Here is a 24,689-nt window from a genome sequence, read left to right as displayed (position 1 = left end):
GGCGGCGCTCCTCAGCGCTGGGGCGGCGGGACGGATGCCAGCTCGCGTGCGGCGGAGAGCAGAGCGAGGCGGAGTGTACGCGCCTCCGGGCGGGCCCCCGGATCCTCCCGCAGCGCACCGGCGACCGCGTGGACGAGACTGTCCGGTACGGAGTCCGAGCCGCGGTAGGCAGGCAGCCCGGGGTCGGGGATACGGCCGGTCAACGCGCGGTGGAGCAGCGCGCCCAGCTGGTAGACGTCGGTGGCCGGCCCGGGGCGGCCACGGGAGCCGTGCCGCTGCTCGGGTGCCTGGTAGGGCCCGGCGTTCTCGCCCGGGCGGGGCGGCACCGTGGCCAGACCGAAGTCGCGCAGCACCATCTGGGGCCGGTGCATGACGACCGCGGTCGGCCGGAGCGCACGGTGCGAGAAGCCCGCGCCGCTCAACCGTTCGAGAACGTGGGCCACGTCGGCGAGCCCTCTCACGATGGACCACAGGCGATGCGGGTCCGTCGGCGTCGGCGACTCGGGCAGCAGTTCATGGACAGTTCCCATGGGGCTGCCGAGCTTCGCGTCGCCCGGCCAGGCCAGGGCGAGCGTGGAGGTCTTCCCGCTGCGGGTCAGCTGTACGACGTCGGGGCCACGGAGCCTGTGGCACAGCTCGGCTTCCTGTTCGAGCGCGGCCAGCGGGTCGAATTGGTTCGGGGCGGGAAGCGGCCCTGTCCGTTCGACCTGGCGCAGCCAGGCGTAGGTGCCGCGACCACCTTCGTCGGGCACCACGCGTGCCACTGCCTGACGTCGCAGCACGTCGCCGTCCCGCGACTCGTGAACGAGATCACCGGGGTTTTCGTACAGCAGGTACTGCTGTCCCGCGACATCGACGACGGGCCGGCTGTTCCAGGCGGCCGGCTCGGGGGAGCGGTCGGGGGCGGACACCACGACCACGGCGGGTGCGCTGTGCGGCTCCTGGGCAACCTGCCGTTTCGGGCGCAGGTCGCGCAGCACCCGCATGGCGAAGGCGGCGGCGTGCCGCGCCGCAGTCTCCTGCGAGCCCGTGGCGTCGCGTGTGGGCTTGTCCGGGCCGGCGAAGTCGCTGATGCCGCGGATGGACAGGGCCCGCACCGCGCTGTTCATCCTGGTCGCGTGGGTGACGCCGTGGCTCTCCATGTCGACGGCCACCGCGTCGTTGTAGTGCCGGCGGATCCGTCGGGCCGTCTCGGAGTCGCGGAAGCCGAGCAGCACGTCGCCTGACGCGATCGGCTCGAAATGAACCTTGGGTGATGTGGAGAGGCGGGTGTCCGGGCGGAGATAGGCCCAGGGTTCGTTGCGACGGGCGGAGCGTACCAGCTGGTCCATGCCGTGCTCCGGTGACCAGGTGTCAGGGCGGGCGGCGAATCCGTCCACGCTCTCGCGTCCACCGTGATAGCCGTGAACCTTGCTGGCGACGACGACGTCACCGAGGTGGATATCGTCCCTGAGAGCACCGGCGACGCCGACGAACAGCACAGCCTCGGCGTCGAAGTGCTCGATCGTGGACTGCGCGACGAGGGCCGCACGGGTGTTGGTGGGGCCCGTCTCCGCCAGCGCCACCTCCCAGTTGAGGCCCGGCATCCGGCCGACGTCGAGAAGGGTGCCTTGTGGCAGTTCGACCTCGTGGACGTCCACCATGCGCTGGCGCACCGCCTCGTATTCCACCTGCAAAGCAGTGAGCACAACCACAGTGGGTCGTCGCCTGCTCGCTCCCCCCAACAGAAACCCTCACCTTCACAGGTCTGAGACTGAACCTCATCACTCCCGGCTGTCGTCCCGTTCAGCGTGGGAAGCAGCAAGACCGAGCACTCCGGCCTGGCCCGTCGAAGCGTATTCGTGAGTCGGTCTCGCCTGATGACGCCCGCTGCCGGAACAGTAAGGAACGAGCCAATCCAGCGCCTCGTCGACGGTTGCCCCAAGGGAGGCTGACGGAGTCGAGGGTTCAACTCGGGTTGGCCGCTCCGCGACCGAGGAGATTCCGTGCCGTGAATCCGAGCAGCCTGCGCGCGGCCGAGGTGTCGACCGGCGCCGCGCGACCCGGCAGCGGGTGCCGCAGCACGGTGGTGGGGTGGTAGCGGCGCAGCAGCTCTTCCGTCGGGTACGGCACGATGATCTCGGGGGCGCAGAGGTGTACCGCGTGCGCCGCACGACCGGGTACGTCCAAGGCCAGCAGCGCGGCCCTCGCCGCGTCATGGACCTCCAGGTACGTCCACAGGTCCCTTGCCCCCGCGGCCGGGTCGGCCGTGAGCCGGGCGGCGTGCGCGTGCAGCCGTTCCTCGAATCCGCCCACGTACGGATAGCGCAGGCACACCACGCTCATCCCGTGCCGCCGCGCCATCATCTGCGCTGTCAGCTCGTCGACCTGTTTGGAGAGGCCGTAAGCGTCGGCCACCTGGGAGGCCATCGCCTCATCGACCGGTGCGTACGGCGGGTGCGGATCCTCGACGTCCGTCCACGGCAGGCCCGTGACACCCCAGGAGCTCGCCACCGCCGCATGCCGGATCCCGGCCCGGCCGGCCTCCTCCAGGACGGTGAAGGTGGAGAGGCTGTTGCCCGAGAAGACCTCAAATGCGGTGTTGCGCTCGGGAGTCGGGATCGCTGCCAGGTGGATGACCGCGTCGGCGCCCTCCAGAGCCGCCCGCACGGTCTTCGCGTCGGCGGCGTCGCCGGTCACGACCAGGCGCGCCGCGAGATCGCCGGGATCATCGAGGACCAAGGCGTTCGCCTCGATCCCGCGCTCGGCGAGCAGCGCGAGGACCGCTCGCCCGATCCGCCCGGCGGCCCCGGTGACCATCGCTCTGCCGACCATCCAGTCACTCTCCTGCGTCGGTGCTTCTACTCGTAGGCGCGCACGGCGACGATGTGCGCCGACGCCGCGCCGTTGGTGGCTTCGACGACGACCCGGATCGCCGATGTGGTGAGCGGCTCCGCCGGCGTGTGCGTCTCGCGGCGCCGCCGATTCTGCGCCGCACGGGCGATGACGCGCCAGCTGCCGTCAGTGTCCAGCGCCTCGACGCGGTAGTCGCGAAGGAGGGTGGGAAGGGTGTCGAAGGGTGTGCGGTGGTGGTGCAAGTTGATCAGGTCCTCGTTGACGTCGTCGTCAGCGATGACTTCGATCCGGCCCAGGTTGACCGGGTCGGGCCAGGCCAACTCGAGCCAGGGGGAAGGGACGTCCGCCAGTGGTGCGGAGACCCACATGTGGGGTCCCGCGTACGGGCGGGCGTAGCCGTCGACGGCCTTGGCGGGGGAGTAGGCCGCGGTCTCTCCCGTGCGGAAGCAGAATGTGCGGCGCAGCAGGCCCGTGTCCGTCCACTCGCGCAGCAACTGCGGCGCTTCGTCCGACGGGCGCAGCGGGACGCGCGTGAAGCACAGGACGCCGGGGGTCGGGCGGTCGGAGCGGTGCAGGGCGAGGGCGTCGTTGGCGCGGACGACCAGGAAGGCGTTGCGCGGGGTTTCGGGAGACCAGTCCAGGCCCGTCTTGAGCCACTGCCGGGCACCGGCGGTGACGGGCAGGGTGGTGGAGGCGACGAGGCGGCGCGGGACGTAGTTCTGGCCGAGTTCGGGGTCGTACAGATCGATCACGATCTCGGTGTCGCGGTCGGCGTCGACGAGCAGTTCCACCCCTGAGAGGTCCGGGTCCGCGGGGAGGACGAGTCCGGCGTCCGCCGCGAGCAGCCATCGAAAGTCGGAGTCCTCGACTGCCAAGCCGCTCAAGGTGGATGAGGCCGTGGCCGTCGCCCGCAGGGCGAGGTCCTCCGGGTCCGTCGAGGCGAGGCCGATGAGCGAGGCATCCTGGCGCAGCAGTGCCCTGTGCAGCTCGGGTACGGGGAGTGCGCGCGGGGTGACATCCCCGGTGGCGCAGAGTGCCGCCGCCGTGCCGGCCGCCTGGCCGATCGTGGCGCAGGTCGCCATGACGCGGGTCGAGCCGAAGGCGACATGGCTGGCGGAGATGTTGCGCCCGGCGAAGAGCAGGTTCTCGGTGTTCACCGAGTAGAGGCTGCGGTACGGAATGTGGTAGATGCCGTCCGCGTAGAGCTGTCTGGCCCCTGACTCGGTGGCGTACATGCCCTGCGGCGGATGCAGGTCGATCGACCAGCCGCCGAAAGCGACCCGGTCGGCGAACTCGGTCTGGCCGAGGATGTCGCCCTGGTGCAGAACGTAGTCGCCGAGGAAGCGCCGGTACTCCCGTTTGCCGGGGACCGAGCCCACCCACTCCAGGGTCATGTTCGCCGCGTCGAACTCACCGGAGTTCTTGATGTGGTCCCAGATGCCGTGGATCACCGACCACAGCTCGTCGCGGATGCGTTCGTTGTCGTGGACGGTGTCGAGCTCGCCGCCGAACTCGATCCACCAGTACGCACAGCCGTTGTCGCCCGCCTTGATGATGCGGCGCTGCGGGATGGAGGTCCGGGTGATGTCCTTGGCGAAGTTCGGCGGCACGAATTTGACGGGGTGACCGGCATCCTTCGTATAGAAGAGGAGGGTTGAGCCCAGGGTGATGTCGTCGGCCGTCTCCGGAGCCCATGCCTCGTCGTACTCGGCGCGGGATTCCCGGCCGATGCGGTGGTGGGCGCCCGCCAGGTGGCCGATCAGGCCGTCTCCCGTGCAGTCGAGGAAGAGGGAGCTCTCAAAACGTATCCGCCGCTCGGAGCCCATCATCCAGCCGGTGACCGAGGTGATCCGCCGGGCCTCGTCCGGACCTTCGGCGTCGACCTCGCGCACGTCGGTGTTGAGGTAGAGCGTGATGCCGGGCTCGGCGCGCACGGCGTCCAGGACCACGGCATCCCAGTAGTAAGGGTTCCCGTCCGGGTTGCGGAACTGGTTCTCCACGAGCAACTCGCCCATGATGCCGCCCTCACGGGCGTGGTGGTTCTTGCCGTGGCCGGTTGCGCCGCACACCCATACCCGGACCTCGCTGCTCGCGTTGCCACCGAGCACCGGCCTGTTGTTGATCAGTGCGACGCTCCGGCCGAGCCGGGCCGCGGCGATTGCCGCGCAGACCCCGGCCAGGCCGCCGCCGACGACGGTGATGTCGTGCCGTGCGGTTTCATTCCTCATGTCGTACGTCACTTACTTCCAGTCGGGATTGGCGGCGAGACCGTAGTAGACGCGCGGGGCGCCGTCGAGGGTGAGGGTGATCTTGCCTCTCGAGGCCTTCAGAGAGCGCTCCTGGCCGATGCAGTTCAGCTCCCGAACCGTGCCATTGACCGTCCCCGGGCGGGCCACGACCGTGGTCTTGGTCGTCCAGGTGTCGATCCATGGCTCGGGCGATGCGTACCAGGGGTCCTCGCCGTGCTCGGAGTTGAGGATGTACCCGTCCTTGCGGCTCCAGATGATCGACACCGGTCCGCCGGGAGTGGTGAAGAGGAGCCCCTTGATGTCCTGGTCCGCGAAGGCGAGATGCCGGACGAAGTCGGCCTCGTCCAGGACCCGGGCGGCGGTCGCGAAGGCGAGGAGCGAGGGCTTGGCGCTGGTGTCGCGGTTCATCAGGCCGTAGTGGTACTCGGGGTTGGCCGGGTCGGCCTCCTGGGGGTGGTGGATCACCGAGTCGTGCAGCTGGTACCAGTTGACTGCGCGCACCTTCTCGGACTTGGCGAGAGCGAGCGTGAGCAGCGTGTTCTCGGCGGCGTGCCGGTAGGTGTCGCTCCACCACGCGTTGGGCCGGGTCGGGGCGTACGCCTCGGTGAGCCACAGCTCCTTGTCGCCGCCGTACTCCTGAAGGACCTGGTTCGCCTTGCGCAGTGCGCCGAGGAAGTTCCAGTACGAGCCGGACGACCCTTGCGTCCACTCCTCGGGCGGCGGTGCGAAGTCCGGCGTGAAGTTGCCGCGACCGGGGTGGAAGGCGAAGGCGTCGATGAGGTCCCAGCCGCCCGCGTCATGGAAGTTCTTGGTCCATATGTAGTCCATGCCGCCGAGGCCGGCGTTCATGACCTTCATCCGCGAGCCCGCCGCGTCGAGGCGCGTGGTGACCTGCCGCAGACCGTCCCGGACGTAGGCGTCGGCGCCGCGGCCCGACATCCAGGGCTGGTTGACCTCGTTGCTCACCTCGAAGTACGCGGCATCGGCGGCCAGGGCCTTGGCGACATTCGTGTCGGCCCAGGCCGCGATCTGCTCCGGACTGCCGCCCACGGGGATGCCGCTCAGCTCCACGTTGTGCCCGATGCCGTTCGCGTCCAGGGTCGCGGTGTCGATGCCCGGGGCGCCCGCGTAGGCGATGCGGATCCACTTGATGCCGAGGGTCCTGACCAGCCCGAGTACGGCGTCCTTGCCGGGCTTGAGGAGCCAGGGGTAGTTGGCGAGGCCGAACATCGACTCCTTGCCCGCCTTGTACGCGAACTCCGGGAGGACGCTCAGATTCGTGCGGGCCAGCGCCTTGTCGCTGCCGCTGACCGCCTGCACCTCGGTGAACACGATGTTCTGCGAGGGCGAGGTCACGGGAAAGGAGGCGTTCCAGGCGGCGCCCGCCGCGAGGCTCTTGCAGAGCGTTCCACCGGCGAGCTTCTTGCCGCCGAAGTCCCGCGCCCACCACGTCAGGGTGACCTTCCTGGCCGCGGCGGAGCCATTGACGACCTGCGCCTTGAGCGTCATCGTCTGCCCGGCCGCCTTGTAGAGGTTGAACGGCTGGTCGGTCCACACCTCCACGCCGAGGGGCCTCTCGGCAGCGAGCGTTCCCGCCCCGCGCGGCCGCAGATCGCCGAGGATCAGATCGGCCTCGGTGACCGCGGAGCTCGCGCCGGTCGAGGTGCCGGGGGAATGGATCCATGTGGCGTTCGTGCTCGCAGGGTTGGTGGACGAGAGGCAGAAATAGCCCTTCGATCCCGCCCACGTCTCCACGTATGCGCCGCCCGCGTTCACCTCGTACGGTATGCCGCCCCGGGCGTCCCGCTCCCAGACGGTCAGCGCTTCGTACGACTCCGCCGCGCTCGCTTCGTATACCGTGCGGGAGAACATGAAGCCGGCCGGTGTGAGCGTGCTGGAGCCGCTGACCTCCCACTTCATGTGTGCCCTGTGAGGGGTGACGTCGAAGGTGCCGCGCACCGTGACTCCGGACACGCTGCTCGCCATCGTGTACGTGACCTGAATCGCGGGCCGCCCGTCGGGGAGCGTGATCCGGGCGGGCGTACCGCCGAAGGTGCGCTGCTGGCCGAGCGAGGTGTCCTTGATCATGAAGTGGTTGAGCAGGATGCGGTCGGTACCCGTACCGTCCTGCACGAGGATGCTGCCGTCGCTACGGCCGACCAGGGTGATGCCGTCGGCCTCGATGATGACCGGGTCTGCGGCGTACGCGGGAACGGTCGGCAGCAGTGCGGCGCCGGTGGCGACGGCCGTGCCCTGGATGAATCTGCGGCGGGCGACTGACATGGAGGTGCCCTTCTCTTGTTTGGGGTGTTCCGGATGCTCCGAATGATCCGGAGCGGAAGGTACGTTGGGGGGTTGAGGGCCCGCCCGTTGGTTCCGGTGGAACTCAGCCCTTGACTCCGGTGAAGCCGAGCCCGGCGACGATGTACTTCTGGCAGACGACGAAGACGAGCACCGGCGGGGCGACGGCGAGCACCATCGCTGCGATCAGCTGGTCCTGCGGAGCCTGCGTGGTGAGCTGGGCGAGAGCGACGCTGATCGGCTGCTTCTCGGGGTCGGTGATGGCCACCAGCGGCCAGATGAAGTCCTTCCAGGAGTGCATCACCGCGAGCAGACTGATCACGGCGAGCACCGGCCTGCTCATGGGCAGCACGATCTTGGTGAGCAGTTGCCGGGTACTCGCCCCGTCGACCCGCGCCGCGTCGAACAGCTCCTTCGGCAGAGCGTCGAAGAACTGCTTGGCGAGCAGCACCGTGAAGGCGTTCGTGCCGGCCGGCAGCCAGATCGCCCAGTAGGTGTCGCCCAGGTTGAGGTGCAGGAACGGCAGATCGATCACGGTCATGAAGAGGCTGACCATGTTCACCGTGTATGGCACGAACATCGTGGCGAGGATCGCCCCGTAGACGGCCCTGCCGAACCTCGGCCTGAGCACCGAGAGGGCGAAGCCCGCCGTGGCCGAGACGAAGAGCTGCACGAACCACGAGCCGCCGACCACCAGGAAGGTGTTCATCAGATAGCGGCCGACACTCAGATCGGTGTACGCCGTCGAGAAGTTGCCCAGGGCCGGCCGGTCCGGCCAGAGGGCCAGCGGCTGAGTGGTGAGCTCGGTGGGCGGTGAGACCGCGCCCTTGACCATCCAGTACAGCGGTCCGATGCCGATGAGCAGCAGCAGGATCAGGGTGAACACCTGGATGGAACGGACTGCGGCGCGCACGCCGGGGCGCTGGCGGTCGCTCGTGGAGACGAAGGTGGTGAGCGTGGTCATGACGTGCTCCAGCTGCGGGTGGCCCGCAGATACACCGCGGAGAGCAGGGCGAGGGTGAGCACCATCAGGAAGGAGAGCGCGGCGGCCAGACCGTACTCGCCGTCCTGGAAGGCGTACCGGAAGATCAGCAGCAGGACCGTGAGGGTGGAGTTCTCGGGTCCGCCGCCGGTGAAGACGTACGGCTCGGTGAAGACCTGCACCGTGTTGATCAGCTGGACGAGCAGCAACAGTCCGATGACGGACCGCAGCTGGGGCAGCATCACATGCCAGATCCGCCGCCAGATCCCGGCGCCGTCCACCTCGGCGGCCTCATAGAGTTCGCCGGGGATGCCGACCATCGCCGCGAGGTAGATCAGGACGGCACCGCCCATGCCCGCCCAGGTGGCCTCCAGGACCAGCGAGAGCATGGCGCTGTCGGAGGACTCCAGCCACGAGTACGGGCCGAGCCCGATCTTGCCGAGAACGTTGTTGAAGAGCCCGCTCCCGGGATCGTAGAACCACTTCCAGAGCAGGATCGCCACCACCGGCGGGATGACCACCGGCAGATACACCAGGAAGCGGTAGACGCCCGCGCCGCGCCGTACCGTCGACATGATCGCGGCCAGGACCAGTGGCGCCGGGAAGCCGATCAGCAGTCCGAGGCCCACGAAGAACAGGGTGTTCCCGACGGCGGTGCCGAGCAGCGGATCGTCGAACAGCGTACGGAAGTTGTCCAGGCCGACCCAGACCGCGGGCTCGACCAGGTTGGTCTTCTGGAAGCTGATCAGCAGGCTGCGCACGATCGGCCACCAGGCGAAGAGCCCGAAGACCAGCAGCGCGGGGACGAGGAACAGCCAGGCGGTGAGCTGCTTGCGGACGCCGGTGCCACGCCGCGCCTGCGGCCGGGGCGGTGGCGCGGGCTTCTTGGACACAGCGGCCGGGCGCCGGGACGGAGTGATCAGGGCCATGGCTGGCTACTTCTGGTCCGCGGCGAGCTTGGCATTGACGTCCTTCTCGGCCGAGGCCAGCAAGGCGTCGATGTCGGCGTCGCGCTCGGTGAGCACCGCCTGGACCACCGGGTCGAGCGCGGTGTACAGCTTCTGCGCCTGGTACGGCGGCTCCGGCTTCAGCTTCAGCGTGGAGAGACCATCGACGTACGGCTTGAAGTTCTGCAGCTTCACATTGATGTAGGGCTTGATCGCGGCGTCGATCTCGGACTGCCGTTTCTTGTCGAAGACCGGCAGCGTCGGCACGCCCACCGCGGACTTCGGGTCGGCAGAGAGCGCCTTGGCCTGCTCGGCGGCGATGTCGGTGCTGTATTGCGGCTTGGCGTAGACAAAGGTCAGCCACTCCACGGCGGCTGCCGCATGCTTCTTGTCGGCCGACTTCGGGACCATGTAGATGTCGCCGCCGGTGAGTGTCGCGTCGCCGCCGGACTGCGGCATCGGGGCCGCTCCGAAGGCGTCGGTGTTCTCCATGCCGAACTGCATCTTCGCCAGTCGGTACGTCCCCGGGCTGCCCATGAACATGCCGACCTGCCCGGCTGCGAACTGCTTGATCACGTCGTTCTGATTGTTGAGCAGGGTTTTGCCGAGCGAGTCGTCCTTCCAGCGCATGTCCTTGAGCAGCCGCAACGCTTTCTTCGTCGGCTCCCCGGTGAGTGTGGCGGTGTACTTGCCGCCCTGCTCCTTCTCCAACTCGCCACCGAAGGCGTAGGACAGCATCGCCAGCTGCCAGCCGCCCTGGTTGTCCTTGGACTCGTGGACGAAGCCCGCCTTGCCGGTCCTGTCGCTGATCCTCTTGGCGGCGGCGCGGACCTCCTCCCAGGTGGCCGGCGGTCTGTCCGGGTCGAGGCCGGCCTTCGCGAAGAGCTCGCGGTTGTAGACCAGGCCCTGGGCGTACGGATTCTGCGGTACGCCGTACACGTCGCCGGCGCTGTCGGTCAACGGCTGGAGGACCTGCGGGTTGAACTCCTTGAAGTGCTTCCACTCCTTGAGCTGCCCGGTGATCGGCTGCACCTGCTTCTGCTGGATGAGCCGCTGCGGCTCGGTCAGCGGCACCTTGATGACGTCCTCGACATTGCCGCCGGACAGCTTCGCGGAGAACGTCAACGGGTCGAAGACCGTGGTCGAACCCTTGACCTTGATGCCCGGGTTGGCCTTCTCGAAGTCGGCCACCTGCTTCTTGAACAGGGCGACCCCCGGCTTGTCGGTGGCCGGTGGCATGCCCTGCACCCGCAGTACGAGATCACCGTCCCCTCCGGCGCTGCTCGGGGTGAGGGAGGAACAGCCCGCGACGGTCGCGGTCAGCGCCATGCAGCCAAGTATGGCCGCACAGCGGGAGTTTCTGGGCATAACGGCTCCAAGAAGGGCAGGGGTGGGCTCGGTGCGGTGCCTTGTCGGCAGTGGTGGTGTGCGTGGTGGATCAGTGGGTGGGTGCGGGGCCCGTCGAGGCGCGGGGGATCAGGCGGGAGCCGATCTCCACGAAGGGGGAACTGGCGTCAACTCCACTGCCAATGCGACCCGTGGTTTGCGTGATCGTCTCGATCAGGAGGTCCCCCGCATGTGTGGCGATCTCCTCGGGGTCGATCCTGATCGTGGTCAGGCCGGGAGTGGATACGGAGGCGAGCAGCGTGTCGTCTATGCCGATGACGCTGACGTCGCGCGGCACGCTCACGCCGAGGTTCGCCATCTGGTGCAGCACGCCGAGGGCGACCAGGTCGTTGTGGGCGATCACGGCCGTCGCCTCATGGGCGGCGACGAGGGTCGCGGCGTGCACGCCTGTCTCGAACCGCGGTTCGTACGGTCCGAGTTCGGACAAAGAGAGGTCGAGCGCCTCGAAGGACTCCTGGATGGACTTGCCGCGGCTCAGCTCGGCGCGCGACGCGTTGATGAAGACGCAGCGCCGATGGCCGTACGCCTTCAAGTGCTCGGCGGCCTGCGTGATGCCGGCGGACAGTGAGATCCGGACTTCCGGGATGCCCGGCACATGACGGTTCACCACTACCAGCGGCATCTGGTCCGCGAGTTCATGGAGCCGGTTCTCCGTGAGGGTGGAGGCCCACAGGATCAGGCCGTCGACCCGCTTCGACACGGCCGCGATGGTGGCCAGCTCATCCGCCTCGCGCTCGTCGCTGTCGGAGACCAGGACCGTGTAGCCCAGGCGTCGTGCGCGGGCCTGCATCGCCTTGATGATCGGCGGGAAGAACGGGTTGGCGATGTCCGGGACGATCAGACCGAGCGTTCCGGTGCCGCCGCCGCGCAGTGAACGGGCCGCCGGGTTGGGGGAGTAGCCGAGCTCGGCCGCGGCGTCGAGGATGCGCTGCCGGGTCGTCGACTGCACCTGGTCGGGTGCGGTGAACGCGCGGGACACCGTCGACACCGAGACGCCCGCGGCGCTCGCCACCTCCCGGATCGTGACTGCCACGGACGGCCTCCTCGTCGTCTTGAGCCGGGGGACCCCGGTCGTCTCGCATCTGGATCCTGCGAATGCGGTTGATGTTTGCGAACGTTCCCATGATGTGTCAAGACATGTGTCAGGGCTATTTCATCGAGTAAAACCTGCTGGATGCACGGGGCTTGCGCTTCGGCTCGACTGCTGCCGATGATGTGTTCTCAAGAACGGCACTGAAATTGCGGGAACGTTTTCATAGAGGAGTGGAATGAAGATCACCGGCCTGGAAGTGCTGACTCTTCCCGACCACGGCGACAGCATGATGCTGGTCGTGGTCGACACCGACGAAGGCATCCACGGCCTGGGCGAGGTCGGCATCAGATCGCGTCAACGGGCGGTCGCGGGCGGTCTCGAGCACCTTGCGGAGCTGATCGTCGGCGAGGACCCGCGACGGATCGAGCACCTCTGGCAGGTGATGTTCCGGCGCGGGTTCTTCCCCGCCGACCGCATACTCGGCGCTGCCGTCGCAGCGGTGGACGTGGCCCTTTGGGACATCCGCGGCAAGGTGCTCGGCGTGCCGGTGCATGAGCTCCTCGGCGGCCGGGTGCGTGATCACGTACCCGCCTATGTGCATGTCGGCGACGGTTACCACGACCGCGCGTGGTTCCTGGACCGCTGTCGCGACCTGGTCGCGGAGGGCTGGCGTCATCTGCGGTTCGCCTCGCCGCACGACGCGGACGGCACGCTTGACGCGCGCCGCTGCCTGCGCGACTCGGTCGACCTCTTCCACCAGGTGCGGGATGCGGTCGGCGACGAGGTGGAGTTGATCATCGACGTCCATACGCGCCTGGATCCGCCGGAGGCGCTGACCCTGTGCCGGGAGATCGAGGCGGCCCGCCCGTTCTTCGTCGAGGACCCACTGCGCTGTGAGAACCCGGACAGCTACCGCATGCTGCGGGCCCGCACCGGTGTACCGCTGGCCGCCGGTGAACAATACGGATCCAAATGGGAGTTCAGGACACTCATCGAGGACGACCTCATCGATTACGCGCGCGTGGACCTCGGGGTGGCCGCGGGTCTGACCGAGGCGAAGAAGATCGCGGCGATGGCGGAGACCCACCACATCAAGCTCGCCACCCACAACCCGCTCGGCCCGGTCACCGCCGCTTCCTCGCTCCAACTCAACCTGGCCTGCCCCAATGTGGCGATCCAGGAGCACCAGACCGACCCCGAGCCGGCCATCGCCGCCCTTTTCACCGCGCGGCCGACGATCTCGCCGGGGCGGGTGGAGCTGAGCGAACTGCCCGGCATCGGCGTCGACATCGACCGGCAGGCGGCGCGTCGGTACCAGGCAGCGGCGGCCGAGCGCCCGCAATTGCGTACGGCGGACGGGGCGTTCACCAACTGGTAGCCGGACAGGGCCGGTCGACCGTGCGCGCCCGCCCCGCGGAATGGACAGCGTACAACCCTTGTCCCATCCGGGACCGGACAGGGAGCGGGCCTCTTCCAGCTACTGGCTGGGAAGCCGCACACCAGGACAACGGGACATTCGCACCACCGTCCTGGCGGGCCCACGGCCCGCGTCCGTGCACTGAGCACGAATTTCCGACTCCAGGAAGTGAGGCGAGTTCCGTCGTGTCGTTCACAGGAGCCGCGAGGCCGGTCGAACTGGGCCTTGTCGGCATAGCGTTCATGGGCGTGCTGGTGGGCGCGTCGGCGACGCCGGCCGGCAGCCAGGAACGCGAGAAGCTGCAGGTGACGGCCGTGTCGTCGCGGCCCGGCACGGTGTCGGGAGACGACGCCCTGATCCGTGTGGAGTTGCCCGCCTCCATAGCGGCCGACAAAGTCCGGGTCCAGGTAGAGGGCCGGGACGTGACCTCGAGCTTCCGGCCTTACGGCGACAACGCGCTGATGGGCGTGGTGAAGGAGCTGTCCAAGGGCGACAACAGGCTCACGGCCAGGGCTCAGGGCGCGGACGCCGGACAACTGACCCTGAAGAACCACCCCATCACGGGGCCGGTGTTCGCCGGGCCGCACGAGCAGCCGTTCGTCTGTGACACCGCCGAGTTCAAGACGGTCACCGGCGGCACCCTCGGGCAGCCGATCGACAAGGACTGCTCGGTCAAGACCCGCGTCCATTACATGTATCGCACCACGGCCGGCAAGTTCGTTCCGCTGCCCGACGAGAACGTCCTTCCCGCCGACCTGGCGACCGCCACGACGAGCGCGGGCAAGAAGGTGCCGTACATCGTCCGTGTAGAGACCGGCACCATCAACCGCGGCATCTACGAGACAGCCGTGCTGCACGACCCGAAGTCCGGCACCCCCGACCCGCTGCAGCGTGGGCCGGGCTGGAACGGGCGCCTCGTGTACGGTTTCGGCGGGGGCTGTAACGGCGGCTGGTACGTCCAGGGCCGCAAAACCGTCGGCATCATGAACGACACGTATCTGAGCAAGGGCTACGGCGTCGCTTCGTCCACGCTGAACGTCTTCGGCAACAACTGCAACGACCTGCTGGCCGCCGAGACCATGAGCATGGTCAAGGAGCGCTTCGTGGAGACGTACGGCGACCCGGCCTTCACCATCGGAAACGGCTGTTCCGGCGGCTCGTACCAGACCCACCAGATCGCCGACAACTACCCGGGCCTGCTGGACGGTATCCTCTCCGGCTGCAGCTTCCCCGATGTCGGCTTCGGGACGATTCAGACGCTCAGCGACGCCCAGCTCCTGAACCACTACTTCAAGGACGTCGCACCGGACGCGTTCACCAAGGAGCAGCAGAAGGCGGTCTCCGGGTTCGGCAAGTGGGAGAGCATCGGCAGCCTGGCCCGGGCCGGCGGCCGTATCGACCCTACGGTGTTCTGCCCGCCCCAGCTGCCCGAGGGGCAGCGCTACGACCCCGACACCAACCCGAACGGTGCCCGCTGTGACGTCTACAGCCACACCGTGAACGTCTACGGCGAGGTACCGGCGACGGGGAAGGCGCGAAGGCCGCTCGACAACACCGGTATCCAGTACGGACTTGAGGCCCTGAACAACGGGACCATCGACATGGACCAGTTCATCGACCTGAACCGGCGCATCGGCGGCCTCGACGACGACGCCAGGCCCGCCACGGGACGCACCGTCGCCGATCTCAAAGCGGTACGGACGGCCTACCGCACGGGCCGCATGCTGAGCGGCGGTGGCGGCCTCGCCGACGTTCCCATCATCGACTACCGCGACTACACGGATGACGCGTCGGCCGGCGACATGCACATGCGCTTCCACTCCTTCTCGACCCGGGCGCGCTTGGACAAGGCCAACGGCACCCACGCCAACCAGGTCATGCTCACCCGCTCCGACGGGCACGGTTTCACTCTCGCCGGGATGCTGTCCGACATGGACCAGTGGCTCACCGGCATCAAGGGAGACTCCGGCAAAGACGCCCCCATCGAGAAGATCGTCCGCCACCGGCCGCAGGGTCTCACGGACGCCTGCTGGACCCGTGGCATCGGTGCGAAGAAGATCGCGGAGCCCCAGGTCGAGGGCATCGGCAACACCGAGTGCAACACCCTCTACCCGGTGTGGACATCGCCGCGCATGGTCGCTGGAGCCGATGTGGCCAACGACATCGTCAAGTGCCGCAAGCGTCCCGTGATCCGCTCCGACTACCGAGTGCCGGTGACCGACGGTCAGTTCAAGGAGCTGAAGGCGATCTTCCGGGACGGTGTCTGCGACTGGTCCAGGCCCGGGGTGGGTCAGCAGGACCTCGCCGGTACATGGCTCTCCTTCGACCGGAAGTGACAGGAGCGCGGCAAGTGAGCCAGAACTGGGGGCGGTGCGACCTTGCGCTCGGGTGTGAGTGGTGGTGGAGTTACCGCGTTCCCAGGTCGGCACCAGCTTCCGGGCCGCTGAAGCGTCGCCCTGGGCTCCGTGTATGTCACCCGCTTTGCTCTGCCGTACCGCCCTGCGGCTAGTTTGTGTGCAGGACAGGTACACAGGCCCGTGGCGACAGAGGTGCACGGGGGACGGGAGGTCGGGAAGAGTGTCGCTGCGCGGAGGTGATCCGGCCGAGATCGGCGGCTACCCGCTTGAGGCGAGGCTCGGCTCGGGTGGCATGGGCACGGTCTTTCTGGCCCGTACGAGCTCGGGGCGACCTGTCGCGATCAAACTGATCCACCAGCAGTTCGCGGGGGACGACGAGTTCCGCATCCGCTTCCGGCAGGAGGTGGCGGCGGCGAGGCGGGTGAGCGGCGCGTTCACCGCCGCCGTGGTCGACGCCGCCCCTGAGGCCGAGCAGCCGTGGATGGCGACGACCTATATCGAGGGACACACGCTCGCCCAGCACATCGCCGCGGAGGGCCCGCTGAACGGAGCGGAGCTGAGAAGGCTCGCCATCGGGCTGGCGGAGGCGCTGCGCGACATCCACCGGGCGGGGGTCGTCCACCGTGACCTGAAGCCCTCGAACGTCGTGCTCTCGCCCGAGGGCCCGCGCGTCATCGACTTCGGCATTTCGCGCGCCGTGGACCAGCAGACCCTGACGATGACAGGACGGGTCATCGGTACGCCGCCCTTCATGTCACCGGAGCAGTTGCAGGCGCCGCGTGGTGTGGGGCCGCGGTCCGATGTCTTCTCGCTGGGGACGCTGCTGGTGTACGCGGCGACGGGCCACGGGCCCTTCGACGCGGACAGCCCGTACATGACGGCATATCAGGTGGTGCACGAGGAGCCGTCGCTGGGTGCTGTGCCGGTGGCTTTGCGCGCGGTCGTCGAGTCGTGCCTGGACAAGGAGCCCGAGGGACGCCCCTCGGCGGACGAACTCCTCGTGCTGCTGCGGGACCTGCCGGCCGACCTCGGCGGGACCGATGCGAACGGGGTCGTCGCGGGCCGCACCCGCGACATGATCACCCAGCATGACTTCGCGGCGCGGGCCACCCCGGCGCCGACTGCCCCGACCGCAGCCCCGGCCGGGCCCGGTACAGGGAGCACCGGCGCCCCCATCGGCCGCCGTCTGCGCAGCCGATGGCGTCCCGTGCTCGCGGCCGCGGTCGCGGTGGCAGCGATCGGCGGGGGAGCCGCCGCACTGGAGGCGGGCGTCTTCGGGGGGAACAACGGCGGCGACAAGGGCAACAACGCAGCGGTGCCGGGTGTCGCACTTCCGGACGGCTTCGAGCCGTGGCGCAAGACTGTGCAGGGCGGTCGCGAGGACATCCCCGACGAGCTGCGTTGCGTCGCACGCGGCGACGCGCTGTTCTGCGGGGGCGGCGGTGTTGTCGCGACCCGTATCAGGGCCCAGGACGGCTCGCGGGTGTGGACGGCGAAGAGCCCGGGCGTCCCCGTCCAGGGCATGCACCTGGTGGGCGCCACCGACGACACGGTGCTCGGATACCGCTTCGCCGACCAGGACGCCCCGCAGGGCCCTCCCAGCGAGGTGGTTGCCATCGACGCCGACAACGGCCGGGAGCTGTGGTCCGTGCCGTCCGGCGCTCAGTCGCAGGCCGTCACGGGGCGGACTCAGGACGCCGTTGTGACCGGCTCCGCCGTCGTGACGGTCGACGCTTCGAACTCCCGCTTCGAAGCCCGGGACGCGCACAGCGGTGAGGTCGCCTGGACGACGTCGTTCCCGACGGGTACGCAGTGCGCTCCCGTCCCGGTGGGCCACCAGCTTTTCGCGATGTGCGCGACGGATGCGGAGGTGGATGGTCTGGAGGTGCGCCACCCCACCCTGCACGCGCTCGACCGCGCCTCGGGAAAACTGGGCAGGCCCATCGCGGTCAACGGCCCCGCCGTCCCGATGGGCGTCGCCGACGGCAGGCTCGTGCTCCTTCAGGTACACATGGAGGGGACGGCGCTGGCCGGCTACGACGGGGTGGCGCGGGTCGACCCGGCCTCGCGGAAGGTCACGTACTCCCGGCTCGCCGAGACCTACGTGGGGACGCCCGGCATGGCGGACGGCACCGTCTACGTGAGCGGGCAGACCGGTCTCGTCACAGCGCTCGATCCCGCAACAGGGCGGAAGAAGTGGTCGCGGCAGACCGGCGTGGAGGGTGCGTCGGGTCCCGCTGCGGGAGCCGACGCGCTGTACTTCAGCTCGGCCACCGGCCGGGTGGTCGCGTTGTCGCCGCACGATGGCAAACCCCTGTGGACGACCGACCCGCAGGTCGATGGTTTGACGGGCGAGCAGGGGGCAAGCCCGCGCGTGACCGTTGCGGGGCGTGCGGTGATCGTGGCCGCGGCCAAGAACACTCTCTTCGCCTTCGACACGCAGAAGCCGCCGAAGGCGGGCTGACCCGGGCGGCACCGGACGCCGACCGCTGTCCTGCGCATGGCGGAGGAGTGAGCGGGCGCTATGGCCATGCCGACCAGCTGCGTCATGGATCGACCGGGCCGTCGGACATCAGCCCGGAGCGCCGTGGCCGCCGGTGCCCGGTTCGGGGGACGACAAGCCCGAGCCGGTGCGCCGGCGCTCCTCAAGGAGTTCGATGCGCCCGGCCTGTTCGTCGGTGATCACATCGCACACCCAGTCCCAGTGCAGTGCCACCCGGTCGCCTGCGGAGAGCCCGTCGAGCAACGTCAGTCCACCGGCCGAGCAACGTACGGTCTCCTCCCGCCACGCGCCGACAGCCAGCCCCGCACCGTCCCAGCACAGCGGGCGTGACCGGACGGTCGCGTTGTCCCTGTCGGCGGCCACGACCACCCCCGTACGGATGCGGCACTGGTCGAGCACGGACAGGGCGGTCGGATGGCCCGTCGACCGCAGCATCGGGGCCCACGGATACACCTCGAACACCTGGAAGCTGTGATGGGCCAGGGCGCGCCGCCCGGCGTCGCGCCAGGTGCCACCGAGCTGCCCCCGGAACCGGTCGGTCATGCGCTCCACCAGAGCGGCGGGATCGGCCCGGTCCAGCAGTTCATTGCCGATCCAGTACGCCTCGACCACCCGCACGTCGAGCGGGTCCACCAGCCCCGCCGTCTCCGCGAGGAACTGGAGATAGCACCAGGCCCCCTCGAACCGCCGGGCCCGCCGCTCGATGTCGGCGGTCGCGTCACGGCGCAGGAGGGCCGCCGCGTCGGCCGGACCGCAGTAGCCGAGCTCGTTGGGCGGGTAGGCGTATCGCGCGAACAGCAGGGCGCCCTCGGCACTCACTCAGCAGATCCTCGGTAGTTGTTCGCCGATCGGTAGCCCGATCACCCGGCTCCCGCCCAGCCCTGTCTTCGCCACGACCATCCCGGCGTGATCCGGTACGCAGCTGCCGATCCGGCAGGCGGACCGGCCCAGGGGATGGGCCTGCATGGCGGCCAGCACCCGTTCCGCGTCCTCGGCGGGGACGATCGCGATCAGTTTTCCTTCGTTGGCCACCTGGAGCGGGTCGAGCCCGAGCAGGCTGCATGCGTCGCGCACCGCGGGCGGTACGGGAAGCAGCCGCTCGACCAGTTCGATGCCCACGTCCGAGGCGCGGGCGATCTCGTTCAGCGAGGCCGAGACGCCCCCGCGCGTGGGGTCCCGGAGCACATGGAGGTCGGTACCGGTGGCGAGCACGGCGGCGACCAGTCCGTGCAGTGCGGCGGTGTCGCTCTCCACCCTCGTACCGAATTCGAGGCCCTCCCGGCAGCTCATCACGGCCACACCGTGCACGCCGATGTCGCCGCTGACGAGCACGGCGTCGCCGGGGAGCGCCCGGCGCGCGTGGATGTCGACGCCTGCAGGGATCACGCCGATGCCCGAGGTGTTGAGGTAGACGCCGTCACCACTGCCGTGCTCCACGACCTTCGTGTCCCCGGTGACCAGGCGTACGCCGGCGTCCTCGGCGGCCCGGCCCACGGCCTGCGCGATCCGGCCGAGGTCGCTCAGCGCGGTGCCCTCCGCGAGGATGAAGGCGGTGGACAGGAACAGGGGCGTCGCACCCGACATGGCCAGGTCGTTGACCGTACCGTTCACCGCCAGGTCACCGATCGACCCGCCGGGGAAGAACATCGGCTTCACCACGAACGAGTCCGTGGAGAAGGCGAGGCGGGTGCCGGAGCCGACCGTCAGGACGGCCGAGTCACCGAGATCGGCGGCGGCCGCGGCACCGTACGCGGGCAGGAACAGGTGCTCGATCAGCTCACCGGACATCGCACCGCCGCCCCCGTGGCCCATGACGACGGACGGGATGTCCCGCAGCGGTACTGGGCAGGCCCATCCCTCGAAGTCGAGGTCGGGCACATCGTTCGCCATGGCGGTCACGTCATGCATCGCGTCAGTCACTTCACATCGACCAGTTCGAGGCGGCGGTGGGTGTAGTACGCGGCGCACGCGCCCTCGGACGACACCATGGTCGCGCCGAGCGGGTTCCTCGGCGTGCACTCCTTGCCGAACGCCTCGCACAGGTGAGGCTTGATCAGGCCCTGGAGTACCTCGCCCGAGCGGCAGAGCGACGACTCGGCGGTGTGGATGCCGCTCACGTCGAACCGCTGCTCGGCGTCGAACGCCCGGTACTTCTCGGAGAGCCGCCAGCCGCTGCGGGGAATCGCCCCGATGCCGCGCCAGGTCCGGTCGGTCACTTCGAAGACATCGGCGAGCATTTCCATGGCGGGCACATTGCCCTCCTCGCGCACGGCCCTGGGGTAGGCGTTCTCCACCTCGTGCCGGCCCGCCTCCAGCTGGACGACGGTCCGGCGGACCCCTTCGAGGATGTCCAGCGGTTCGAAGCCGGTGACCACGATCGGCACCTTGTACTTCCGGGCCAGCGGCGGGTACTCGGCCGTACCCATCACACTGCACACGTGGCCTGCGGCGAGGAACGCCTGTACCCGGCACGTCGAGGACTCCATGATCGCGGCGATCGCGGGCGGCACCAGCACATGGGACACCAGCAGGGAGAAGTTCCGCACCCCGAGCCGCTGGGCCTGGTACACCGTCATGGCGTTCGCGGGGGCGGTGGTCTCGAAACCGATCCCGAAGAAGACGACTTCGCGGTCAGGATTCTCCCGGGCGATCTTCAGCGCGTCGAGCGGCGAGTACACCACACGTACGTCGCCGCCGGCGCTCTTGACGGAGAAGAGGTCCTGGCTGCTGCCGGGCACACGGAGCATGTCGCCGAACGAGCAGAAGATGACGCCGGGGCGGGCGGCGATGGCCAACGCCCGGTCGATGGTCTCCAGCGGGGTGACGCAGACGGGACACCCCGGTCCGTGGATCATCTCCACACCGTCCGGCAGCAGTTGGTCGATGCCGTGCCGGATGATCGAGTGGGTCTGGCCGCCGCAGACCTCCATCAGCGCCCACTTCTGCGTGGTGGTCGCGTGGATCCGGTCGATCAGCTTCTTCGCTGCATCGGGGTCACTGAACTCGTCGAGGTACTTCACCGGCCGACTCCTTCGGGGGACGCACCTTGTAGGGTTGCGGGTTCGAAGCCGTCCCCGAACTCCTCGGCCAGGATGCCGAGCCGCTCGAAGTCGGCGAGGGTGTCCAGGGCCGACCGTTCGTCGAGGCGCTGGATGGCGAAACCGACGTGCACGATGACGTATTCACCGACGGTCACGTCGGGGATGTACTGGAGGCACACCTCCTTTCGCACCCCGCCGAAGTCGACCTCGGCCATCACGGTGCCGTCGACTTCGGCGGTACTGAGGACACGCCCCGGAACAGCCAGACACATGGTCCCTCTCCTCTGTGGATCCCTCTTGAGGTACGGCGGTACGGTCGTGCGGCAACGTCAGCCCGATGCGGCGATCATGAGTTGGCCGAGGGCGATCCCGCCGTCGTTCGGGGGGAGCAGGCGCGGCCGCAGGACGGTGAAGCCCCGTTCGGTCAGGGCGTGTTGAGTCGCGTCGAGCAGTACGGCGTTCTGGAAGACGCCGCCGCCCAGCGCCACGGTGGACAGTCCGGTGCGCGTGCGGCAGAGGTCCGCGAGGCGGGCGGTCAGAGCGGCGACGGCGGCGTGGAACCGCGCGGCGATCAGCCCGGCCGGAACGCCGTCCCGAACATCGGACACCACGGACCGGACGACCGGGCCCGGATCAGCGACGGCGGGTTCCTCCCTGTTCCCGGGCCGGATGCCGAAGCGGTAGCCGTCCTCCGACGCCGCGGGGCCGGCTGCCGCGGTACGGGCCAGCCCTTCCAGCTCCATGGCCGCCTCCGCCTCGTACGCCACCACGTGCCGGACGTCGGCCAGGGACGCGACCGCGTCGAAGAGCCGGCCCATGCCCGACGTGGGTACGCAGCCGAATCCGGTTGCGAACTGATGCGCCAGCACGTCGCGTTCGGCGGGCGGGCAGGCGCGGACCGCGGGCATGCCGTCGTCCCAGGGGATGCCGGCCGCGTGCAGATGTGCGAGGGCCATCCGGTACGGCCGCAGCACACTCGCGTCGCCCCCGGCCAGCGGTACGCAACCCAGGTGCGCGGCCCTGCTGAACGAGGCGTAGCCGGCCACCAGGACCTCGCCGCCCCAGGCCGCCCCGTCGGCGCCGCAGCCGGTGCCGTCGAAGGCGATGCCGATCACGCGCTCGTCCGTGCCCAGGCCGTGCTCCGCCATCACGGACGCGATGTGCGCGTGGTGGTGCTGCACGGTACGGACCGGCCGCCCGGCCGCGTGGGCGCGAGCCCAGCCACCGGAGTGGTAGCCGGGGTGGAGGTCGGCCACCAGCCGGCTGGGCGCCACCCCGGTGAGGTCCTCCAGATGTTTCTCGGTGCGGGTCAGGGCGTCGACCGTGGACAGGTCGTCCATGTCGCCGATGTGCTGGCTCAGCCAGGCGTAGCGACCCTCGGCCAGTGCGCAGGTGTTCTTCAGGTCGGCGCCCACGGCGAGCGTCGGAGGCACGTCGAAGGGCAGCGCGAGCGGCAGCGGGGCGTATCCGCGCGACCGGCGCAGCGGCAGCTCGGCACCGGCGGCCCAGCGGCTGACCGAGTCGTCGCACGGCACATGGATGCGCCGGTCGTGCCGCAGCCAGGCATCGACCAGCGGTGCCAGGACGGTCAGCGCGTCGCCGTCGTCGGTGACGATCGGCTCGCCCGACAGATTGGCCGAAGTCATCACGAGAGCGTCCGGCCCCGGCCGGTCGTCACCGATCCCGAAGAGCAGGACGTGCAACGGGGTGTACGGGAGCAGCAGTCCGAGGTGGGTGCTGCCGGGCGCCACGGCGTCGGACACCCCCGCCCCGGGCCGGGCAGTGCGACGGGGGAGCAGGACGATCGGCCGGCGCCCACCGCTCAGGAGCTCCTCCTCGTCCGCCGTGAGAGTCACCAGCTCACGCGCGACGTCGAGGCCGGGCACCATCACCGCGAACGGTTTGCCACCGCGCTGCTTGCGTCGGCGCAGCTCCGCCACGGCCGCGTCGTCGCGGGCGTCGCACACCAGGTGGTAGCCGCCGAGGCCCTTCACCGCGATGATCCCGCCCTCGGCGAGAAGCTGCCGCGCGGTCCGCAGCGCGTCCGCTTCGAGGGACGGGACCACGCCTTCCTTGCCGACGAGTTCGAGCCGCGGCCCGCAGTCGGGGCAGGCGATCGGCTGGGCGTGGAAGCGCCGGTCGAGCGGGTCCTCGTACTCCGCCCGGCAGGCCCCACACATCTCGAAGTCCGCCATCGTGGTGGCGGCGCGGTCGTACGGCAGGCCGGTGACGATCGTGAACCGGGGGCCGCAGTGCGTGCATGTGATGAAGGGATGGCGGTAGCGCCGGTTCGCTGGGTCGTTCAGCTCCTCCAGGCAGTCCCGGCAGGTGGCGATGTCGGGCGAGACCAGCGTCCTGGCCCGGTCGGAAGCGCTGGACCGCTCGATGGTGAAGCCCGTTCCGCCGCGGATCGGCTGTTCACTCGTACGCACGTCCTCGACGACCGCGAGCGGTGGGGCGTCGGCGTCAAGACGGCGGCCGAACTCCTCCACGGCCCCGGCCGTTCCCTCGACCTCGGCGAGCACCCCGTCGCCGGTGTTCGACACCGAGCCCGTGAGCAGCAGCTCCGAGGCGGTGGCATAGACGAAGGGCCGGAATCCCACGCCCTGCACGACGCCGCGCACCTCGAATCTGCGCCGGATCCGCTGCTCCCGGCCGCGGCCCATCATCTCCAGCCCCGACAGCGCCTCCCGGGCCTTCGCCCGGTCGATGAGCTCGACGGCGAAGCCCATGTGGAGAAGCACCCAGTCGTCACGACCGGGCGCCTCGTCGAGCATGCCGATGTTGACGCGGCGCCTGGCGCCCTCCACGTCCACCAGAGCCAGCTGGCCCGCATACCCGTCCACGATCTCCACGACGCGGCCAGGAATGCCTAGGCACATGATCAGGATCTCCGGGGTTCGGTGCTGTTCACGGATGCGTTCGGTAGGGACGGCACGAGCTGCCGGACCAGGGTGTGCACTGCCTGCATGGCCTCGGGCACCACGCTGTCGACGGCTTCGCTGAGCCCGATGCCCTCCTCGACTCCGGCGGGTGTGCAGCCGACGAGGTAGGTGAGCGGAAGCGTACCGCCCAGTTGACCCAGATTTGCCAGGACGGCAACCGGATTCATGCCGTGTGCGTCGAATTCACCCGAACCGAGGTCGTCCACATCGATGCGGAGCACCGTCACCTCCCCGGGGGCGCCACCCCCCGGGTACGCGTCGACCAGAACCAGCGCCCCGTACCCGTCCAGCAAGTCGTAGGCGAGATGCATGCCGCGGATGCCGTAGTCCACCAGCCGGACCTGCGGGGGCAACCCGCCGTCGCGGGCCAGTCGGCGCACGACCTCCGGGCCGAAGCCGTCGTCGCCGAGAAACAGGTTGCCGATGCCCGCGACCAGCACCCGGGCGGCCGTGTCGGGTTCCTTCGTCATCCTCGGCTCAGCCGCCCCCCGGTTGGAAGGCGGGCGGATCCTGAGTTCTCTCCGGCTGTACGGAGGTGCCGGAGCGTCCGCCCGAGGTGCGCGGCGGCCGGTCCGAGCCGGTGCCGCGGGTCACCTTCGGGCCCCGTTCCTCCTGCGTCTCCTCCTCGGCGCCACTGTTCTTCTCCGGTGGGTCCGCCATGGGTTGCTCCCT

The 24,689-nt window shown here is 69.4% G+C and carries 18 protein-coding genes; 3 read left to right on the top strand and 15 right to left on the bottom strand.

From position 1 onward, the window contains the following. Nucleotides 1-11 precede the first annotated feature (11 nt). The 8 genes from IE107_RS17045 to IE107_RS17010 all read right to left on the bottom strand — a co-directional run bounded on the left by IE107_RS17045 (nucleotide 12) and on the right by IE107_RS17010 (nucleotide 11,754). Nucleotides 12-1,688: a phosphorylase family protein gene (locus IE107_RS17045; protein WP_189544623.1), complete on the bottom strand. Its 1,677-nt coding sequence runs from the start codon at nucleotides 1,686-1,688 to the stop codon at nucleotides 12-14. 259 nt (nucleotides 1,689-1,947) lie between these two features. Continuing rightward, nucleotides 1,948-2,814, bottom strand: coding sequence for an NAD-dependent epimerase/dehydratase family protein (locus IE107_RS17040; protein ID WP_229867007.1), 867 nt, complete (start codon nucleotides 2,812-2,814; stop codon nucleotides 1,948-1,950). Nucleotides 2,815-2,840: 26 nt separating this feature from the next. Continuing rightward, nucleotides 2,841-5,063, bottom strand: coding sequence for an FAD-dependent oxidoreductase (locus IE107_RS17035; RefSeq protein ID WP_189544622.1), 2,223 nt, complete (start codon nucleotides 5,061-5,063; stop codon nucleotides 2,841-2,843). Between the two features lie 12 nt (nucleotides 5,064-5,075). Beyond that, the gene (locus tag IE107_RS17030) at nucleotides 5,076-7,367 is read right to left on the bottom strand and encodes a hypothetical protein (protein ID WP_189544621.1); all 2,292 of its coding nucleotides are present in this window, start codon (nucleotides 7,365-7,367) and stop codon (nucleotides 5,076-5,078) included. 103 nt (nucleotides 7,368-7,470) lie between these two features. Continuing rightward, nucleotides 7,471-8,349 (bottom strand): carbohydrate ABC transporter permease, encoded by an 879-nt coding sequence (locus IE107_RS17025; protein WP_189544620.1) that lies wholly within the window; start codon nucleotides 8,347-8,349, stop codon nucleotides 7,471-7,473. Then, the gene (locus IE107_RS17020) at nucleotides 8,346-9,296 is read right to left on the bottom strand and encodes a carbohydrate ABC transporter permease (RefSeq protein ID WP_189544619.1); all 951 of its coding nucleotides are present in this window, start codon (nucleotides 9,294-9,296) and stop codon (nucleotides 8,346-8,348) included. Before IE107_RS17020 ends, IE107_RS17025 begins: the two co-directional genes overlap by 4 nt. A gap of 6 nt (nucleotides 9,297-9,302) precedes the next feature. Continuing rightward, nucleotides 9,303-10,643: an ABC transporter substrate-binding protein gene (locus IE107_RS17015; RefSeq protein ID WP_189544618.1), complete on the bottom strand. Its 1,341-nt coding sequence runs from the start codon at nucleotides 10,641-10,643 to the stop codon at nucleotides 9,303-9,305. Between the two features lie 109 nt (nucleotides 10,644-10,752). Continuing rightward, nucleotides 10,753-11,754: a LacI family DNA-binding transcriptional regulator gene (locus IE107_RS17010; RefSeq protein WP_189544617.1), complete on the bottom strand. Its 1,002-nt coding sequence runs from the start codon at nucleotides 11,752-11,754 to the stop codon at nucleotides 10,753-10,755. Nucleotides 11,755-11,989: 235 nt separating this feature from the next. On the opposite strand from IE107_RS17010, the gene IE107_RS17005 reads away from it, so the two are divergent. The 3 genes from IE107_RS17005 (at nucleotide 11,990) to IE107_RS16995 (ending at nucleotide 17,992) form a co-directional block, all read left to right on the top strand. Beyond that, nucleotides 11,990-13,132, top strand: a complete 1,143-nt coding sequence (locus tag IE107_RS17005) for a mandelate racemase/muconate lactonizing enzyme family protein (RefSeq protein ID WP_189544616.1) — start codon at nucleotides 11,990-11,992, stop codon at nucleotides 13,130-13,132. Between the two features lie 224 nt (nucleotides 13,133-13,356). Continuing rightward, complete coding sequence (locus IE107_RS17000; RefSeq protein WP_229867006.1) at nucleotides 13,357-15,507, top strand: DUF6351 family protein; 2,151 nt, start codon at nucleotides 13,357-13,359, stop codon at nucleotides 15,505-15,507. 241 nt (nucleotides 15,508-15,748) lie between these two features. Beyond that, nucleotides 15,749-17,992, top strand: a complete 2,244-nt coding sequence (locus IE107_RS16995; RefSeq protein WP_189544615.1) for a serine/threonine-protein kinase — start codon at nucleotides 15,749-15,751, stop codon at nucleotides 17,990-17,992. Between the two features lie 108 nt (nucleotides 17,993-18,100). Here IE107_RS16995 and IE107_RS16990 read toward each other — a convergent pair whose 3' ends face one another. From IE107_RS16990 to IE107_RS16960, 7 genes are read right to left on the bottom strand one after another with little or no spacing between them, the layout of a single operon-like run. After that, nucleotides 18,101-18,850, bottom strand: coding sequence for a DUF6390 family protein (locus IE107_RS16990; protein WP_189544614.1), 750 nt, complete (start codon nucleotides 18,848-18,850; stop codon nucleotides 18,101-18,103). Then, a complete protein-coding gene (gene hypE / locus IE107_RS16985) occupies nucleotides 18,851-19,939 on the bottom strand; it encodes a hydrogenase expression/formation protein HypE (RefSeq protein WP_308434238.1) in 1,089 nt (362 codons plus the stop codon). 8 nt (nucleotides 19,940-19,947) lie between these two features. After that, nucleotides 19,948-21,051: a hydrogenase formation protein HypD gene (gene hypD / locus IE107_RS16980; protein WP_189544613.1), complete on the bottom strand. Its 1,104-nt coding sequence runs from the start codon at nucleotides 21,049-21,051 to the stop codon at nucleotides 19,948-19,950. Continuing rightward, nucleotides 21,048-21,344, bottom strand: coding sequence for a HypC/HybG/HupF family hydrogenase formation chaperone (locus IE107_RS16975; RefSeq protein WP_189544612.1), 297 nt, complete (start codon nucleotides 21,342-21,344; stop codon nucleotides 21,048-21,050). Before IE107_RS16975 ends, hypD begins: the two co-directional genes overlap by 4 nt. Before the next feature lie 57 nt (nucleotides 21,345-21,401). Then, nucleotides 21,402-23,954 carry a carbamoyltransferase HypF gene (gene hypF, locus IE107_RS16970; RefSeq protein ID WP_189544611.1) on the bottom strand — a complete coding sequence of 851 codons (2,553 nt, stop codon included), beginning with the start codon at nucleotides 23,952-23,954 and terminating at the stop codon, nucleotides 21,402-21,404. A 2-nt stretch (nucleotides 23,955-23,956) separates the two neighbouring features. Next, nucleotides 23,957-24,487, bottom strand: coding sequence for a hydrogenase maturation protease (locus tag IE107_RS16965; RefSeq protein ID WP_189544610.1), 531 nt, complete (start codon nucleotides 24,485-24,487; stop codon nucleotides 23,957-23,959). A 7-nt stretch (nucleotides 24,488-24,494) separates the two neighbouring features. Beyond that, nucleotides 24,495-24,677: a hypothetical protein gene (locus IE107_RS16960; RefSeq protein WP_189544609.1), complete on the bottom strand. Its 183-nt coding sequence runs from the start codon at nucleotides 24,675-24,677 to the stop codon at nucleotides 24,495-24,497. Nucleotides 24,678-24,689: the final 12 nt, after the last annotated feature.

The organism is Streptomyces gelaticus, assembly GCF_014649535.1.
GTDB lineage: Bacteria > Actinomycetota > Actinomycetes > Streptomycetales > Streptomycetaceae > Streptomyces > Streptomyces gelaticus.
Note: the sequence above shows the minus strand (reverse complement) of the source record. Positions and strands in the feature narration are given on the sequence as shown.

Excerpts from the sequence above, each read along its gene's own strand:
- IE107_RS17040 (WP_229867007.1), bottom strand. The coding sequence starts at position 2,814 with ATGGTCGGCAGAGCGATGGTCACCGGGGCCGCCGGGCGGATCGGGCGA.
- IE107_RS17035 (WP_189544622.1), bottom strand. The coding sequence starts at position 5,063 with ATGAGGAATGAAACCGCACGGCACGACATCACCGTCGTCGGCGGCGGC.
- IE107_RS17030 (WP_189544621.1), bottom strand. The coding sequence starts at position 7,367 with ATGTCAGTCGCCCGCCGCAGATTCATCCAGGGCACGGCCGTCGCCACC.
- IE107_RS17025 (WP_189544620.1), bottom strand. The coding sequence starts at position 8,349 with ATGACCACGCTCACCACCTTCGTCTCCACGAGCGACCGCCAGCGCCCC.
- IE107_RS17020 (WP_189544619.1), bottom strand. The coding sequence starts at position 9,296 with ATGGCCCTGATCACTCCGTCCCGGCGCCCGGCCGCTGTGTCCAAGAAG.
- IE107_RS17015 (WP_189544618.1), bottom strand. The coding sequence starts at position 10,643 with ATGGCGCTGACCGCGACCGTCGCGGGCTGTTCCTCCCTCACCCCGAGC.
- IE107_RS17005 (WP_189544616.1), top strand. The coding sequence starts at position 11,990 with ATGAAGATCACCGGCCTGGAAGTGCTGACTCTTCCCGACCACGGCGAC.
- hypE (WP_308434238.1), bottom strand. The coding sequence starts at position 19,939 with ATGCATGACGTGACCGCCATGGCGAACGATGTGCCCGACCTCGACTTC.
- IE107_RS16975 (WP_189544612.1), bottom strand. The coding sequence starts at position 21,344 with ATGTGTCTGGCTGTTCCGGGGCGTGTCCTCAGTACCGCCGAAGTCGAC.
- hypF (WP_189544611.1), bottom strand. The coding sequence starts at position 23,954 with ATGTGCCTAGGCATTCCTGGCCGCGTCGTGGAGATCGTGGACGGGTAT.
- IE107_RS16965 (WP_189544610.1), bottom strand. The coding sequence starts at position 24,487 with ATGACGAAGGAACCCGACACGGCCGCCCGGGTGCTGGTCGCGGGCATC.
- IE107_RS16960 (WP_189544609.1), bottom strand. The coding sequence starts at position 24,677 with ATGGCGGACCCACCGGAGAAGAACAGTGGCGCCGAGGAGGAGACGCAG.